Annotated in this window: 11 protein-coding genes; 7 read left to right on the plus strand and 4 right to left on the minus strand. The window is 58.8% G+C overall.

Translation table 11 applies throughout. The features are described 5' to 3' along the window. Positions 1–4 precede the first annotated feature (4 nt). From ACR0IM_RS09865 to ACR0IM_RS09875, 3 genes are all read right to left on the minus strand, one after another. The gene (locus ACR0IM_RS09865; RefSeq protein WP_480681738.1) at positions 5–1,375 is read right to left on the minus strand and encodes an HlyD family type I secretion periplasmic adaptor subunit; all 1,371 of its coding nucleotides are present in this window, start codon (positions 1,373–1,375) and stop codon (positions 5–7) included. After that, positions 1,372–3,102 (minus strand): type I secretion system permease/ATPase, encoded by a 1,731-nt coding sequence (locus tag ACR0IM_RS09870; RefSeq protein WP_480681740.1) that lies wholly within the window; start codon positions 3,100–3,102, stop codon positions 1,372–1,374. The genes ACR0IM_RS09865 and ACR0IM_RS09870 overlap by 4 nt, the downstream gene beginning before the upstream one ends. Positions 3,103–3,163: 61 nt before the next feature. After that, the gene (locus ACR0IM_RS09875; RefSeq protein WP_480681742.1) at positions 3,164–6,817 is read right to left on the minus strand and encodes a beta strand repeat-containing protein; all 3,654 of its coding nucleotides are present in this window, start codon (positions 6,815–6,817) and stop codon (positions 3,164–3,166) included. 340 nt (positions 6,818–7,157) lie between these two features. Between ACR0IM_RS09875 and ACR0IM_RS09880 the strand changes: the two genes are divergently transcribed. The 7 genes from ACR0IM_RS09880 (at position 7,158) to ACR0IM_RS09910 (ending at position 14,995) form a co-directional block, all read left to right on the plus strand. Continuing rightward, on the plus strand, positions 7,158–8,078 hold the full coding sequence (locus ACR0IM_RS09880; RefSeq protein ID WP_480681744.1) for a LysR family transcriptional regulator: 921 nt from the start codon (positions 7,158–7,160) through the stop codon (positions 8,076–8,078). Between the two features lie 326 nt (positions 8,079–8,404). Beyond that, positions 8,405–9,988: an ABC transporter substrate-binding protein gene (locus tag ACR0IM_RS09885; RefSeq protein WP_480591105.1), complete on the plus strand. Its 1,584-nt coding sequence runs from the start codon at positions 8,405–8,407 to the stop codon at positions 9,986–9,988. A 68-nt stretch (positions 9,989–10,056) separates the two neighbouring features. After that, positions 10,057–11,151 carry a M24 family metallopeptidase gene (locus ACR0IM_RS09890; protein ID WP_480681746.1) on the plus strand — a complete coding sequence of 365 codons (1,095 nt, stop codon included), beginning with the start codon at positions 10,057–10,059 and terminating at the stop codon, positions 11,149–11,151. Continuing rightward, complete coding sequence (locus ACR0IM_RS09895) at positions 11,151–12,158, plus strand: ABC transporter permease subunit (protein ID WP_480591101.1); 1,008 nt, start codon at positions 11,151–11,153, stop codon at positions 12,156–12,158. Before ACR0IM_RS09890 ends, ACR0IM_RS09895 begins: the two co-directional genes overlap by 1 nt. Then, on the plus strand, positions 12,158–13,060 hold the full coding sequence (locus ACR0IM_RS09900) for an ABC transporter permease subunit (protein WP_480681748.1): 903 nt from the start codon (positions 12,158–12,160) through the stop codon (positions 13,058–13,060). Before ACR0IM_RS09895 ends, ACR0IM_RS09900 begins: the two co-directional genes overlap by 1 nt. 4 nt (positions 13,061–13,064) lie before the next feature. Next, on the plus strand, positions 13,065–14,042 hold the full coding sequence (locus ACR0IM_RS09905; protein ID WP_480681750.1) for an ABC transporter ATP-binding protein: 978 nt from the start codon (positions 13,065–13,067) through the stop codon (positions 14,040–14,042). Then, entirely contained in the window at positions 14,039–14,995 is a 957-nt protein-coding gene (locus ACR0IM_RS09910; RefSeq protein WP_480641557.1) for an ABC transporter ATP-binding protein, read from the plus strand. Before ACR0IM_RS09905 ends, ACR0IM_RS09910 begins: the two co-directional genes overlap by 4 nt. A 6-nt stretch (positions 14,996–15,001) precedes the next feature. Here ACR0IM_RS09910 and ACR0IM_RS09915 read toward each other — a convergent pair whose 3' ends face one another. Continuing rightward, positions 15,002–15,676 carry a GntR family transcriptional regulator gene (locus ACR0IM_RS09915; protein ID WP_480591095.1) on the minus strand — a complete coding sequence of 225 codons (675 nt, stop codon included), beginning with the start codon at positions 15,674–15,676 and terminating at the stop codon, positions 15,002–15,004. Positions 15,677–16,280 lie beyond the last annotated feature (604 nt).

Below are 16,280 nucleotides of genomic sequence, written 5' to 3' on the forward strand. Positions count from 1 at the left end.
CAACTCATTCGATAAACGTTCTGGCCAACCGGTCACTGATCGGTTGCGACAGATAGCTGATTACCGCACGTTCACCGGTATTAACGAACAGATCAGCAGGCATACCGGGCACCAGTTCCAGTGCGGCAACGTCCTGCGGTTGCTCGGCATCCAGCTTGACCCGTGCTTTGTAGTAAGGCTCGCCCGTACGTTCATCTTCCAGTGCATCGGCCGAGATATCGAAAATCCGACCGCTGGCTTCAGGCACGTCCGCCTGCGCAAAGGCCGACAGGCGGATGCGCGCGGTCTGACCAATCCGCAGCTTATCGATGTCACCAGTCTTGACCCTTGCCTCGACGATCAGGACCTGATCGGCGGGAACTATATCCATGATCGGCTCACCCGGGCGGATTACTCCGCCTACTGTCGAAACGCCAAGGTTCACGACTCGGCCGCTGGCAGGCGCCAGAACCTGCATCCGCTTCAACCGAGCCAGAGTTCCCGCAAATTGAGGACGGATCAGATCCAATTGCGCCTCAACCACGGCCAATTCCCCGGCGATGACCTCGTCACGCAGTTTTTGCTGGCTAAGCAGCGACAGCTCCAACTCCTGCACCTGATCCTCGGCCTGCGCGATCTGGGTGCGCAACGAGGCATCTAACCCGCCAAGCCGTTCCAGTTCGACCTGCCGCGCACTGACCCGCGTGACCGCCACCAACCCCTTGGCCAGCAACGATTGCAGGTTGGTCAGCTCGGTCCGCGTGATCTCCATCTGGTTTCGCGTCGCCTTTCGTTGCTCATCCAGGCCGGTGATCTGATTGCGCAGCCCGGTGATGCGCTGCGCGTTGATCTGTTTCTCGGTGCGTCTGGCGCGCGCCTCGGCGTCAAACAGCTGTTTCTGGGTTAGGTAGGGAGACACCCATTGCAAGCGGTCCATCCCTGTGCGGAACCCGGCCAGCGCGGTGACTTCGTCGAACTGGGCCTGCCCACTCATCTGCGCCAGCAGACGCGCGCGGCGGACAGATAACTCGCCAAGCTGGCTACCCTGTACGCTAAGTTCAACATTGATCTCAGTACTATCCAGCTGCACCAGATGTTGCCCTGCCTCGACGAACTGCCCGTCCGCCACCAGGATCGATTGGATAATGCCGCCATCCAGATGCTCGACTGTCTTGCGGTCGCCCTCAACCACGAAAGCGGCGGGTGCGACCACGGCCCCATCCAAATTCGAGGCGAAGGCCCAGTAGACACTGCCACCGACGAATACCGCCAGTGTGAACAGCCCGAACAGTACATACCGCGCGATACTGGATGACGTATCGGTGATTTCTTTCAACTGAGTTTCGTGGAAACCAACGGCATTGCCGGAAGATGCGTATTTGATCAGGTCTGTCATAGGGCCGCTCCAGAGATCTGAGTTTCGCTTGACGGGCGTGGGGGTTTCTGCAGCACATTGCGGCTGTTCACCTTCAACACGTCCTGCTTGTCGCCAAACTGGGCCTGGCCACCGTTGCGCAGAACCAGCACCTTATTGGCCGCCTGCAACGTGGCCGGGCGATGGGTCATGACGATCGCAATCGCGCCCCGGTCCTGTACAGCCAGCAACGCATCGCGCAGGGCCTGCTCGCCCTCCGCATCCAGATCCGAATTCGGTTCGTCCAGAACCAGAACAAACGGATCGCCATACAGCGCGCGAGCCAGAGCCAGCCTCTGACGCTGACCACCGGACAAAAAGAACCCCTGACCAATCCGGGTTTCGTACCCGTCCGGCAGCCTACTGATCAGTTCATGCACTCCGGCTTCTCGGGCCGCGCGCAGAACCTCGGCATCGTCAATGGTGGTCGAGAACCGACCGATGTTTTCGCGAATGGTACCGTCGAACAGGTCTACGTCCTGAGGCAGATACCCGAATTGCTTGCCCAGATCCTCGGCGTTCCATTTCGACATCGGGCTGCCATCCAGAAGAACCTCACCCCGTTGCGGATGCCAAATACCGGCCAGCATCTTGCCCAAAGTGGTCTTGCCCGACCCGCTTTGGCCGATCACGGCCAGAACATCGCCGGCTTCCAGATTGAAATCAATTCCACGAATGGTGGCATTCAGTGCGCGCGGAGGGGCCGCCTGCGCAATACGGACGTCCAGAGATTTGAACGCGCGCGGCAGGTGCAGGTTGGGCGGTAACTCGGCAAAATCATCGGTCAGTTGATTGATCTTGCTGTACGAGCCGCGCGCGGCCAAAAATGTGCGCCACTGGCCGATCAACTGATCAATTGGCGCCAACGCGCGGGCCAGAACAATGGTTGCAGCGATCATTATACCGGCCGTGGACTCTCCGGTGATCGCCAGCGCGGCACCAAGGCCCAGAGCCGCGGATTGCAGACTCATGCGGATGGTTTTGGACATCACCGAAAAGCTTGCGATTCGATCTGCGGTGCGGGTCTTGTGTTGATGCGCATCCGCCTGCAGCGCCGTCCAGCGGCGTACCAGATCTTTTTTCATTCCCAGGGCGTGAACCAGCTCGGCATTGTTGTCGCTGGTTTTAAACAACGCGTCAGAACGCCCGCGCGCCTGCGACGCCTGTTGCATCGGAGCACGGGCGCGAGCGTTGTTTATCAGTGCCATAATGGTCAGGGTGACAGCCCCGCCCAGACCCAGAAGACCCAGAAGCGGATGCAGAACAAACAGTACCAACAGGTAAATCGGTATCCACGGCGCATCGAAGAACGCGGTCAGTGTGTTGCCCGCGATGAACTCGCGAAAGCCGTTTACGTCTTCGACCAGGTTTTCACCGGTCTCGCTTTCACCCTGTACCCGGCGGCGCATGGCGGCTCCGAGGACAGGCGCGCCCACGCTCATCTCGAACCGGGCGGCCAGACGGCCAAGGATGCGCATTCGCATCAGGTCAAGGCAGGCAATCACGACGAAAACTCCGGCCAGCAGCATCGACAGGGCAATCAGGGTATCGGGGTTCTGGCTGGTTAGTACGCGGTCGTAGACCTGAAGCATGTACAGCGGTCCGGCCAGCATCAGAAGGTTCAGAAACAGGCTGAAGACAGCGACCGCAACAAAGCCTTTGCGCAGCGACCCCCAGGCGGATTTGACAGGATTGGCGTTCTGGAACATGTCTTGGGCCCTTTCCGGATTGACAGGCGGGGCGACCAAAGGCCGCCCCGCAGGGGATCACTTATGCGACGAAGTCGTCTTCGTTCAGGTCAGCGCTGTTGACACCGGCCAGACGAACCGAACCCGCATCACCAAAGGTGATCAGCGCATCTTCGCCATCCTGAGCGACATTGACATTGCCGCCGAAGTCAGGACCGAAATCACCGAATTGCAGCTGGTCGATGCCAATCTCGAAGTCCTGAACAACGTCGTCGCCGAAGATGCCCGCGAAGACGAACGTGTCCTGTCCCGCGCCACCGATCAGGATATCGTCGCCACCTTCACCGTTCAGCACGTCGTCACCGGCCTGACCGTTCAGCGTGTTGGTCCCTGAGTTACCCGACAGGATGTCGTTGCCGCCATTCGGGCTGCCCGCGTTGTTCGAACCGTTGATGTTTTCGAACCCAAACACCTGATCCAACGTGGCCCCTTCCGGTGCGTTTACCGTGGCGACACCGTTGCCCTCTTCATCAAGGTCCAGAACAACGCCTGGCCCTGCGGTGAACAGCGCTGTGTCGATGCCTTCGCCACCGATAATGACGTCAGCCCCACCAAACGAGTGGATGGCGTCATTCCCAGCACCGCCGTCGAGCACGTTGAACTCGTTATTGCCCAGGATCAGGTCATCCCCGCTGGAACCGACAACGTTTTCGAAGTTGTCGACTTCGGCGACAATCTGGCCGTTGACGATAACGGCACCGTCCTGCGGGCTTTCATCGCCATTGCCGGTCGGGTTCGGCGCAGGACCGCTCAGGTCCAGGTCAATTGTCACGCCGTCAAACCCGGACACATCGATCGTGTCGCTGTCATCCGAACCGACAACCCGCTCGATCGAGCGCAGAACGTCGACTTCAATCTGATTGTCGATGACGTCCTGGCCGACGACACCGGTGCCTCCTGTGGCTTGGGTATTCAGTGTGGCGCCTGCGTCCACCAGCGTGTCCTGCACCACCGCGCCATTTTGACCGGCAGGTGCATTGTGCAGGTGAATGGCCGAGACAACACCCGGGATCGGCGTATTCAGGTCGGCTTCGTTCAGACCAACAACGCTCAGTTCGCTGGAATAGGTGACAAGACCCGTGTTCAGGTTCTGAGTGATGACGACTGTAGCCTGACCCGTGGCTTCGCTGTCCGACAGCGGGCCCGGCTCTTGCGCCGCGTCCAGACCACCGCTGAGTGTGACTGTCCGGATGCCGTTCTCGGTCACAACGTTGTCAACCAGCAACTGTCCGCGGATTTCCCCACCGGGAAAGTCCGCGGTGTGGATGTTGTAATACAAGTTGCCCAGGATGGCTTCCTCAACAAACCACGACGGGTCCGGGATGTTCGAGCCGAACTGGTCGGGGTCATCGACAACTGCATCGATGACCGTAACGGTAAAACCAGTGTCACGGGTCGCGGTGCCGTTGCCGTTGGCATCCAGAGAGACCTCGACCGCAACATCCAGATCCGAGAAATCGGCTGTGTCGATACCGTCGCCCCCGTCGATGAAGTCATTGCCCAAACCACCGGTCAGAACATTGTCGGCATCGCCTGAGATCAGCACGTCATCCCCCGCGCCACCGGCAATATCGCCATTTGTGACGCCCAGGTCGACAAAGATGTCATCGCCGCCGCCCAACAGAACGTTGCCGTTGATCACGCCTTCGTCGTCATTGACGATGGTCACTTCGCCGGCGTCCGATGCGTCGATCGCGTTGACCGTACCGCGGATCTCACCTTCGTTCAGGATTGCGCCCAGAAGGTTCAAACCGCCATCCACGCGAATACCTGCGGCGGCGTCCGAGTCTTCGGAACCCGCGATCAATCCTTCGTTGACGACCACACCCGCAAACGAGGCATCATCCTGATTGGTGAACAGGCGCAGACCGTCTCCGACCTGATTGCCCTCGACCGCGTCGCCGCGCCCTTGCAGCGTACCTTCGTTGACGACAACTGCCGAAACCACATCACCCAAGGTGTCGCCAGTTTGCAGCGAGACGGCCGAACCATTGTTGCCTTCGCCAGCATCGACGAGGCCGGTGTTGGTGAAGCTGTAATTGTCAGCGGTGCCATCGGCATAGACGGTGCCATTGCGCTGATTACCTGTGCCGAGGATGTCGCCTTCGTTCACAACCTCAAGCCCGTCACCGTCTATATTCAGCGCGCGGCTGTCCGAGGTCACAGTGCCGCGATTGACGAAGGACCCGCCTGCGTGATCACCGGTGCCGAAATACACACCGTTCTGAACACCTGCGAACAGGCCGGTTTTCTCGTTGACCAACTGGCCCTGAAAATCGACGCCGTTTACAGCTCGGAACGCACCAACGGTGTTATTCGCGCCTTCGGAGGACACGGTGCCGGTGTTGGTAACGGTTCCCGTGAACAGGGCCGGGCCAAAGCCGCCACCTTCCTGACGCGCTCCTTCCAACCGGAGACCGTCTCCGGCCGTGCCCAGACCGGCGCCCGCGTTTCCGCGCCCGGCGATGGTGCCATCGTTGGTGATCTCGATCTCGCCATTACCGCCTTCGGCCAGCGACAGAGAGATACCAGCACCATTATTGTGCTCGCCTGCATCGATCGTGCCTGTCGAAATGTTGTTGATCGAGTAGTTGCGCGCCGTGTCGTCTGCATAGACAGTCCCGTTGCGCTGATCACCGATGCCCAGAATGTCACCGCCATTGACCAGATCAACACCCGAGCCATCGATATTCACCGCTCGGCTGCCCGACTGGATAGTACCAAAGTTCAGGACGTGCAGATCATGTTCGCCGTTGCCGATATACAGACCGTTGCGCGGACCTTCGATCACACCGGTCGAAGTGTTCAGGATTTCGCCTTCGGTGTTTGCACCATCCGCGATGCGGATACCGGCGGCGGTGCCCTGATTGCTTTCGGTTGAAATCAAGCCGCTGTTGACGATCTCGGTTTCCAGAATCGTGCCTTCAGCGCCATCGTCGATGCGGATGCCATCACCGGCCAGCCCGGTGTTCGACGCAGCCTGACCGCGGCCCTGAATGGTTGCTCCAAAACCGTTGAACACATCGGTTTCAACGCGGTCACCGACCTCATCGCCGACCTGCAGCGAAATACCGGCGCCCTGGTTGTCCTCACCCGCATCAATGGTGCCGCCCGTGAAGTTCGAGATCGAAACATCTTCGGCGGTGCTGTTGGTATAGATCGTGCCGTTGCGCTGATCGCCGGTGCCGATGATTTCACCAAAGTTTCGCACATCAATGCCTTGGCCCTGAATGTCGACCGCGCGGCTATCCGAACTGATCACGCCACCGCGGAAGTTATCGAGATTGCCCGAACTGCCTGCACCTGCGAACTGCACACCGTTGAAGTCACCCGCAATCTCACCGAAGTTGCGGACCGAGGCGCTGCCGGTGACCTGTACTCCGGTAGCCAGCGCATCGGGTCCGTTGTTGGCCTCAATCCGGCCCGAGCGGAAGTTGAAGACATCGACATCCTGACCTTGCGCCAAAACAGCCGCGACCGCGTTATTGGTGACGATTTCACCAATGTTCAGCAGGCGCGAGAAGTCGTTTGCCAGAACAAAAGCCGGAGTGTCATCGACCACGGTGCTTTGAAAGAAGTTGTTGATCAGGGATTGGCCATCGCGGGATGTCTCTTGCGCCAGGGTAGACGTGGTCAAGAGACGGGCGCGTAAGCCTTCAATGAATTGGGATAACATGGGGGACTCCATCATGGGTTTGCATTTTGCGGCCCGCCCGCTGGTCTGGGCGTTCCACGTAGCAAAGGGGTAGTCGCCACCGTTGGTCAGCTATAATTCATCCTGCGAATTGGGCATATAACCAAAGCAAATAGTCACGCCTGCCGTGATGCGCGGCGGTTGCGTGACAAGTAATTTCAATAAGTTAGACGTATCTCGGGACTCAGTCGGCACTATTCAGTGGCGCAGGGTGACGGTTTTGTCAGTGATTGTGATGCCGTTTTCCTGCATCGAAGCCTGTGTTGAGGTATCTAAAGAGCGTCCCCCGTGCGGTTGGAAAGCACGCAATTGGTTTGCGGTCATGAACTTCAGAGACTTGGAATATGTCCTAGCCATCGCCAGACACGGCCAGTTCAGCCAGGCAGCCGTGGCCTGCAATGTATCGCAACCCGCATTGTCCAATCAGGTCAAAAAGCTTGAAAAGGAATTGGGAACCGACCTGTTTCTGCGCCTCAACCACGAGGTGCGTCCGACCGCCTGCGGCACCCGTGTGATCGCAATCGCCGAACGCATCCTGAAAGACGCTCAAAACATCCGGGATACCGCGACCCAGTTCCGTGACCCCGAGGCCGTTCCGTTCAAAGTGGGTATGACCCCGACGCTGGCCCCATATCTAACGCAGTATTTCTCGGAGCTGTTCAGCACACTGTTTCCCAATATGCGGGTCACGATGGTTGAAGACCTGCCGCAAAACATGCTGCGAATGGTCGAAGATCACACGCTTGATGTGGCGCTGGTAGCCAAGGTTAACACCGAGGCAGCGCTTGATTTCACCTCTATCTGGACCGAGCCCCTGTTTCTGGCCGTCCGCGAAGGACACCCGCTGTGCCATTTGCCGTCCATCGCGCCCGAGGATGTGCCTGCCCATGATTTTATCCGATTGCCGCACAGCTTCGGCTATGAACTGGAAAACCGCCTGCCTAAATCGGACCCCGCGCACCGGGTCAGCAAACGGTTCGACCTGAGCGCCTTGCGGTTCGAAACGATCTGTCGGCATATTTGCCACTCGAACGATTGCACTATTGTCTCTGCGCTAGCGGCCGAACAATTCAGGCGCGACGGGTGGCCCCTGTGCTTTGTGCCGTTTGACGCGCCCGGCAACCTGCGCAACCTCGGGGCGGTGACACGCCCCGGCTGTCCGCGCCGACCACTACTGGACCGCATCGGCGACTTTATCAATGAGAAACCACCGGTCGGTGTCACGCCAACCTTTTCGGGCTGATCTCACACCAAAAGTCGTACGAGCGCCAAGGTAGACGGACACTGGCACCTCAAAACCTGACTCTCATACGCTCCTTTTTCCGGCAATAGAGTGCGGCCATACCATTATAAAATCCTCTTGCCCGTCCGATCCAAAAGGTCGAACGTGTTGGTGTATCCTACAGGTTTGCCAACTGGCCGCGGCTACGCGTGCAAGTCAGTTGACAATGGATTTTGTATTTTGGATACATTGGGCAGAGATTTCGCGGCGAACAGAGTCGTCCAAGAATGCTCTGGCCACAAAGAGCAACGCGAATGTCTGAAAAAAACTATTTCTGGGAGACCCACATGAAACTGAAATTAATGGCCGCAACTGCTGCGATCGCCCTGTCGGCTGCCGCGGCACAAGCGAATACGCTGGTCTATTGCTCGGAAGGCTCGCCCGAAGGCTTCGACCCGGCGCTGTTTACCGCTGGTACGACCTTTGATGCCTCGTCGCACCCAATCTACAACCGCTTGCTCGAGTTCGAAACCGGCACGACCAACGTGATCCCCGGTCTGGCCGAAAGCGTCGAGGCCAGCGATGACGGTCTGGAATACACCTTCAAGCTGCGTCAAGGCGTCAAGTTCCATTCGAACGATGAATTTGCCCCGACCCGTGACTTCAACGCCGATGACGTGATCTTCTCGTTCATGCGTCAGAAAGACGAGGGCCACCCCTACAATCAGGTCTCGGGCGGTACATGGGAATATTTCAAGGGCATGGGCATGCCGGAACTGGTCGAGTCCATCGAGAAGGTCGACGACTACACCGTGAAATTCACACTGACCAAGCCCGAGGCACCTTTTGTCGCCAACATGGCGATGGACTTCGCCTCAATCCTGTCTGCGGAATACGCGGATGCGATGATGGAAGCGGGCACGCCTGAAAAGCTGAACACCGCGCCGATCGGCACCGGTCCGTTCTCGTTCGTGGCCTATCAGAAAGACGCGGTGATCCGCTATGCGCAGAACGCTGACTACTGGAAAGACCCGGCGGCAGTTGAAAACCTGATCTTTGCGATCACTCCGGACGCTTCGGTGCGCTATCAAAAGCTGAAGGCCGGCGAATGCCATATCATGCCCTATCCGAACCCCGCTGACATTCAGGCGATGAAGGATGACGCTGACATCAACATGATGGAGCAAGAGGGCCTGAACGTCGGATACCTGGCTTACAACACCACGATGGAGCCGTTCGACAATCCGAACGTCCGCAAGGCGCTCAACATGGCGATCGACAAGAACGCTATCATCGACGTCGTGTTCCAGGGTTCGGGCCAGGTTGCCAAAAACCCGATCCCGCCGACCATGTGGGGCTATAACGATGCGATCACCGACGACGCCTATGATCCGGAAGCGGCCAAGGCGATGCTGGAGGCCGAAGGCGTTTCCGATCTGTCGATGAAGGTCTGGGCGATGCCGGTGCAACGTCCGTATAACCCGAACGCCCGCCGCATGGCCGAACTGATCCAGGCGGATTTCGCCAAAGTCGGCGTGGACGTTGAAATCGTCTCCTATGAATGGGGTGAGTACCTGTCGCGCTCGAAAGAGTTAAACCGCGATGGCGCTGTTCTGCTGGGCTGGACCGGTGACAACGGCGATCCAGACAACTTTCTGGCCGTGTTGCTGGGCTGTGACGGCCGCGAAGCGTCGAACCGTGCACAATGGTGCCACCAGCCGTTTGAAGATCTGATCCTGCAGGCCAAGCAGACTACCGATCAGGCCGAGCGTACCAAGCTTTATGAGGACGCCCAGGCGATCTTCAAGGAGCAGGCGCCTTGGGCGACTATCGCACACTCGGTTGTCTTCATGCCGATGCGCAACGAAGTGCAAGGCTACAAGGTGCACCCGCTGGGCGGCCACATCTTCTATGGCGTAAGCGTCGAGTAAATCACACTCACTGACCGGAGCCGCCCAATCGGCGGCTCCGGTTTCTTTTATTCTGGAGGTCGGCGCCAATGCCGGATTTGTCCGAGTACCGACAACTGGCAAAGGACATGTCAGTAGATGCCGTGGCGCTTGTGCCCGGTCCGAATTTTACCCGCGCTTTGGGAAAACCCTTCATGAGCCACGAGCGACCTTTTGTGGTCGTAATCCCGGCCGAAGGCGCTCCGGCCGCGGTTGTGCCCAATCTTGAGCTGGGCTCTTGGGAACTCGTCGGATTCGAAGGCGCTGTTTTCGACTGGTACGACCAGACCGGCTATGACGATGCGTTTGCTGCGCTGGCCAAGCAAATGCCGCTGACATCACTGGCCGTTGAAGGACAGGTGATGCGGGTCTTTGTCTCCAAGGCGTTCACCAACGCTCTGCCGGACCTGCAGATTGTCGATGCCGAGCGTGAGATTTCGGGTCTGCGGATCTGCAAGACCGAAGACGACGTTGCGGCAATGCAGGCGGCGATTGATATCTCGGAACGTGCATTGGCCCGTGTAATCGCGGATGTGCGCGTCGGTCAGACCGAAATTCAAATCGAGCAGGCCCTTGTTCAGGCCCTGTTTGCCGAAGGCGCGGCCTCGCTGGCCTTTGCGCCGATTGTTGCGGCCGGGGACAATTCAGCGCGGCCCCACGGCAAGGCGCGCGCGGATTACCAGATCAAGCCGGGTGACGCATTGCTGTTTGACTTTGGCGCCCGCAAACATGGATTTGCCGCCGATATCACCCGCACCTTTTTTGTCGAAGAGGTCTCGGACGAGGGCAGGGACGTCTACGACACCGTTCTGCGAGCCAACCTTGCGGGATTCGAAGCCTGCCGCCCCGGCGTCACCGCCCACGATATCGACGACGCAGTGATCAGCGTTCTTGAAGCCTCGCCCTATGCTGACCGCATTCGCACTAAGACGGGTCACGGGTTGGGTCGCGACGTGCACGAGGCGCCGTATATCATGCGCGGAAATGACCAGAAAATTTTGCCCGGGATGGTCTGGACCAATGAGCCGGGGCTTTATGAACTGGACAATTTCGGCATTCGCATAGAAGATGACGTGCTTGTTACCGAGGATGGCTGCCGGTCTCTGACCAGCTTTCCCAAAGATCTCACAATCATAGGTCGCTGATGTTTGGCTACTTACTCACACGCCTTGGCATGTTCGTTCCGACATTTCTGGGCGTAACGCTGATTTCCTTCATGTTCATCCGGGTCCTGCCGGGCGATCCCATCATCGTCATGGCCGGCGAACGCGGCATGACCGAGGAACGCTATCAGGAAATGGTCGAGAAGCTGGGCTTCGACAAGCCGGTCCTGCAGCAATACTGGGATTATCTGGTCGGCGTGATGCACGGCGATCTGGGCGAAAGCTTTGTGACCAAGAAACCGGTCTGGGATGAGTTCTTTGCCCTGTTCCCCGCAACATTGGAATTGTCGATCTGTGCAATGATCTTTGCGGTGGCTCTGGGTCTGCCAGCGGGCGTGATCGCCGCCGTGAACCGGGGCAAATTCTTCGATCGGGCGCTGATGTCCTCAGCGCTGGTCGGATATTCGATGCCGATTTTCTGGTGGGCGCTGCTTCTGATCATCGTGTTTTCAGGCAATCTGGGCTGGACGCCTGTCTCGGGTAGGATCGACCTGCTGTACTACTTCCCAAGCGTCACTGGTTTCATGCTGATCGACAGCCTCTTGTCAGGTCAGTCAGGGGCGTTCGGATCGGCCGTTCGACACCTGATCCTGCCGACCATCGTTCTGGGCACCATCCCACTTGCGGTGATCGCCCGTCAGACACGCTCGGCCATGTTGGAGGTGCTGGGCGAGGACTACATTCGCACCGCCCGCGCCAAAGGTCTTTCGCCTTCACGGATCAACGGATTGCATGCGCTGCGCAACGCTCTGATCCCGGTGATCACGGTGATTGGCCTGTCCGTCGGCACCCTGCTGGCGGGCGCGATCCTGACCGAGACGATCTTTAGCTGGCCCGGCATCGGAAAGTGGATGGTCGACAGCATTTTCCGCCGTGACTACCCGGTGGTGCAGGGCGGCCTGCTGATGATCGCCGTGATCGTAATGCTGGTGAACCTGCTGGTCGATGTCCTCTATGGCATCATCAACCCAAAAATCCGGAGGCGGTGATGGCTGAACTGTCCGCAAACGCGCCAAAAACCGAAATCCGCCCCAGCGCCCTGCGTGAGTTCTGGTATTACTTCAGCGAAAACCGCGGTGCGGTGTTCGGGCTGTGGGTCTTCCTGGCCTTTGTCTTCTGTGCCGCCTTCGCACCCCTGTTGGCGCCCTATGACCCGACCGAGCAGTTCCGCAATCACATCCTGCAGCCCCCAGCGTGGCAGGAGGGCGGCAGCTGGGCCTTCCCGCTAGGCACCGATCCGCTCGGCCGGGATATGCTGTCGCGCCTGATCATGGGTTCGCGGTATTCCTTCTTTGTCGGCATCGTTGTGGTCTGTGTGGCCGTGACAGGCGGTGTGATCATCGGGCTGCTGTCCGGCTTCGCTCCGAAATGGGTCGATACAATGATCATGCGGGTAATGGATATCATCCTGTCCTTCCCGTCACTGCTGCTGGCGCTGGTACTGGTGGCCATCCTCGGCCCGTCGCTGACCAATGCGATGATCGCCATCGCCATCGTGTTTCAGCCCCATTACGTGCGACTGACCCGTGCTTCGGTACTGTCGGAACGGCAAAAAGACTATGTCACCTCGGCCCGCGTGGCAGGCGCAAGCAAGGCCCGGCTGATGTTCAAGACGGTATTGCCCAACTGTCTGGCTCCAATCATCGTACAGGCGGCCTTGTCCTTCTCAACCGCCATTCTGGACGCCGCCGCCCTTGGCTTTCTGGGCATGGGCGCGCAGCCGCCCACACCGGAATGGGGCACCATGCTGGCCGAAGCGCGTGAATTCATTCTGCGCGCCTGGTGGGTGGTCACCTTCCCCGGCCTCGCCATCCTGATCACAGTGCTCGCCATCAATCTGATGGGCGACGGTCTGCGCGACGCGCTGGACCCGAAACTGAAGCGGAGCTGACGACATGAGCCTGTTGGATATCCGGAACCTCACCGTCGAATTTGCCACCGCTTCGGGCAAGTTCCGCGCCGTGGACGGCGTCAACCTGTCCGTCGACAAGGGCGAGTTGATGGCCATCGTTGGCGAAAGCGGCTCGGGCAAGTCCGTGTCTATGTTGGCGCTGATGGGCCTGTTGCCCTGGACAGCAACGATTACCGCCGATCAGCTGAGCTTCGAGGGCATCGACCTGACCAAAATCTCCGCCCGTGACCGCCGCAAGATCATCGGCAAAGACATCGCCATGATCTTTCAGGAACCGATGTCGTCGCTGAACCCCTGTTTCACGGTCGGTTTCCAGATCAAGGAAGCCCTGCGCATCCATCTGGGACTGAACCGCAAGGACCGCCATCAGCGCGCCATCGAGCTGTTCGATCAGGTCGGCATCCCGGCCCCGGAAAGTCGTCTGAACACCTTCCCGCACCAGATGTCGGGCGGGATGAATCAGCGGGTGATGATCGCCATGGCGATTGCGTGTAAACCCAAGCTGCTGATCGCGGATGAGCCGACAACGGCGCTGGACGTGACCATTCAGGCGCAGATACTGGACCTTCTGGTTCGGCTGAGGGATGAGCAGGGCATGGGTCTGGTGTTGATCACCCACGATATGGGCGTCGTCGCCGAAACAGCCGAACGGGTGCAGGTGCAATATGCGGGCCAGAAGGTCGAAGAACAGCCGGTCCAAGACCTGTTCCGCACCCCGCGCCACCCTTATACGTCTGCACTGCTCAGCGCATTGCCAGAACGGGCGACATCGAAAATGCTGCCCACCATTCCCGGCGTGGTGCCCGGTCAGTTCGACCGGCCCAAAGGGTGCCTGTTCAGCCCCAGATGCCAGTATGCGGACGACCTCTGCCGGTCTTTGCCGCCAACGCCGCACAGCGCGGAGTTTGGCAAAGCCCGTTGCCACTATGTCGAGAAGATAACTGCCGGAGAAGTGGCATGACCGCACCTATCGTTCAAGCCAGCGCCTTGGCCCGGCATTACATCGTCAAGGGCGGGTTGCTGTCGAAACCGGCAACAGTCAAGGCCCTGTCCGGCGTGGATTTCGACCTGCAACCCGGCAAAACGCTGGCCATCGTCGGTGAATCCGGTTGCGGAAAATCCACACTCGCGCGCGTTGTGACGATGATCGAGGAGCCGACCTCGGGCAGCCTGACTATCGATGGCGTCGACATCACCCCATCGAAATGGGCGCAGATGCGCGATACGGTGCAGATTGTATTTCAGGACCCTTATGGCTCGCTCAATCCACGCCAGCGGATCGGCCAGATTCTGCAGGAACCGCTGATCATCAACCGCCCTGACATGTCCGCCACCGACCGCGAGGCACGCGCACGTGAAATGATTGACCTTGTCGGCTTGCGCCCTGAGCATTACGACCGCTATCCGCACATGTTCTCGGGCGGACAGCGACAGAGGATTGCTATCGCGCGGGCTCTGATGTTGAACCCCAAGGTACTGGTTCTGGACGAGCCCGTCTCGGCGCTGGATGTCTCGATCCAATCGCAAATTCTGAACCTGCTGGTCGAGTTGCAGGAACGCCTGAACCTCGCCTATCTGTTCATCTCACATGATCTGTCGGTGGTTAAGCATTTCGCAGATGACGTGATCGTCATGTATCTGGGCCGGGCCGTTGAAAAGGCGCCCAAGGAACAGCTGTTCGCAGCCCCCCGGCACCCTTATTCCAAGGCGTTGCTTTCCACGACCCCGCGCGCCGATCCCGAAGCGCGGAAAGAGCGGATCAAGCTGGAAGGAGAACTGCCTTCACCGATGAACGTCCCCCAGGGCTGTGCCTTTGCGCAACGGTGCTGGCTGGCAACCGAGGAGTGCCGCGCGGCTCCACCCGAACTAAGCGGTGAGGCCCATCAGGTGGCCTGTCTGCATCCTTTGGGTTGATCGGACTTATTCGCCTTTTCGCGTGGCAATGACCATTTCCAGCAACTGGTCTTTGGTGCGCCCAATATGCCGGGTCAGCAGGGCACAGGCGTCCTCAACCCGGCCGTCGCGCGCCAGTGACAACAGTTCCCGATGGTCTTTCTTGGCCGGTTCACGCTGCTCCATGACGCTCAGGTGCATCCGGACATAACGGTCGGATTGCACATTGACCCGCTGCAGAATTTCATTGCTCAAACCCCGCCCCGCAGCTGCATAAAGCGCCATGTGGTAATCGTTGTTGAGACTGCCCCACCGGCCCACATCATAGGCGTCGTAGGACTTTTCCATCTCGTCCAGAATACGGTCGCATTCGATGAAATCGGTCTCGGTCATCTGCGGGATGGCACGTTGGAACAGGTCCACTTCCAGCAGCACGCGCAGGTCGAAGATCTCTCCGATTTCCGATAGCGAATGCTTGGTGACCGATGCTCCGCGATTGTTGGTCAATTGTACAAGACCTTCGGCATCCAGCCGCTTCAGCGCCTCGCGAATCGGCATACGCGAGACGTCGTAGTCCTCGGCAAGAGCTTCTTGCCGGATGGTCTCGCCCTCGGCCATTTCACCGCTCAAAATCCGCTCGCGCAGATCGTTGGTGATGACTTCGGGCAGGCTTTGTCGGGGAATCGCGCGGGATCTGGGCATTCGGTCGGTCTCGGGTGCAGGAAACTTGTATCCAAAATACAAAATGAGTGGTGGATTTCCAAGTCCCTTACACGCGACGATTGCTGTCAAGTGACGCACCGCATCCGGCAGCATGATCAACAGGGTTTTTTTCCCGTGTCACATCCTTTCTCCAAACTCGTTTCAGGAAGGTAAATCACGAAAATCGGCACAGACAAGTTTAGTCTCGCTCATTGACTGAGATCATAACAATCTATTCGACAGATGGAGGTATTCTCAGGAGATCGCGCCCAATGCAGCGAATCCTCTATATTGGCTTGAGGCGCCTGATGCGGACATATTCCGAACCGGTCTAAACCCTGTTCGACACCGGGAACTTCAACGAAGTACCGCAGGAGATTTCAGCAAAGCCGCCTGATATCTGGAAACCAATACGGGGGCCGAGGCTGGCCACGACCCCGATCATCGCCATTCCCACAACTGCCGGTACCGGAAGTGAGTTCACCTGCGGGGCACGGCCTGGCAGCCAGAGACCAACAAAAAGCTCTCGCTGGCCCGACCCGATCTCTACCCGGAAACGGCAGTGATCGATCCCGCACCTATGGTGAACAATCTCAGGGGCTGA

This window comes from Ruegeria sp. BF6, assembly GCF_056538665.1.

Excerpts from the sequence above, each read along its gene's own strand:
- ACR0IM_RS09905 (WP_480681750.1), top strand. The coding sequence starts at position 13,065 with ATGAGCCTGTTGGATATCCGGAACCTCACCGTCGAATTTGCCACCGCT.
- ACR0IM_RS09890 (WP_480681746.1), top strand. The coding sequence starts at position 10,057 with ATGCCGGATTTGTCCGAGTACCGACAACTGGCAAAGGACATGTCAGTA.
- ACR0IM_RS09865 (WP_480681738.1), bottom strand. The coding sequence starts at position 1,375 with ATGACAGACCTGATCAAATACGCATCTTCCGGCAATGCCGTTGGTTTC.
- ACR0IM_RS09880 (WP_480681744.1), top strand. The coding sequence starts at position 7,158 with ATGAACTTCAGAGACTTGGAATATGTCCTAGCCATCGCCAGACACGGC.
- ACR0IM_RS09910 (WP_480641557.1), top strand. The coding sequence starts at position 14,039 with ATGACCGCACCTATCGTTCAAGCCAGCGCCTTGGCCCGGCATTACATC.
- ACR0IM_RS09895 (WP_480591101.1), top strand. The coding sequence starts at position 11,151 with ATGTTTGGCTACTTACTCACACGCCTTGGCATGTTCGTTCCGACATTT.
- ACR0IM_RS09915 (WP_480591095.1), bottom strand. The coding sequence starts at position 15,676 with ATGCCCAGATCCCGCGCGATTCCCCGACAAAGCCTGCCCGAAGTCATC.
- ACR0IM_RS09885 (WP_480591105.1), top strand. The coding sequence starts at position 8,405 with ATGAAACTGAAATTAATGGCCGCAACTGCTGCGATCGCCCTGTCGGCT.
- ACR0IM_RS09870 (WP_480681740.1), bottom strand. The coding sequence starts at position 3,102 with ATGTTCCAGAACGCCAATCCTGTCAAATCCGCCTGGGGGTCGCTGCGC.
- ACR0IM_RS09875 (WP_480681742.1), bottom strand. The coding sequence starts at position 6,817 with ATGTTATCCCAATTCATTGAAGGCTTACGCGCCCGTCTCTTGACCACG.
- ACR0IM_RS09900 (WP_480681748.1), top strand. The coding sequence starts at position 12,158 with ATGGCTGAACTGTCCGCAAACGCGCCAAAAACCGAAATCCGCCCCAGC.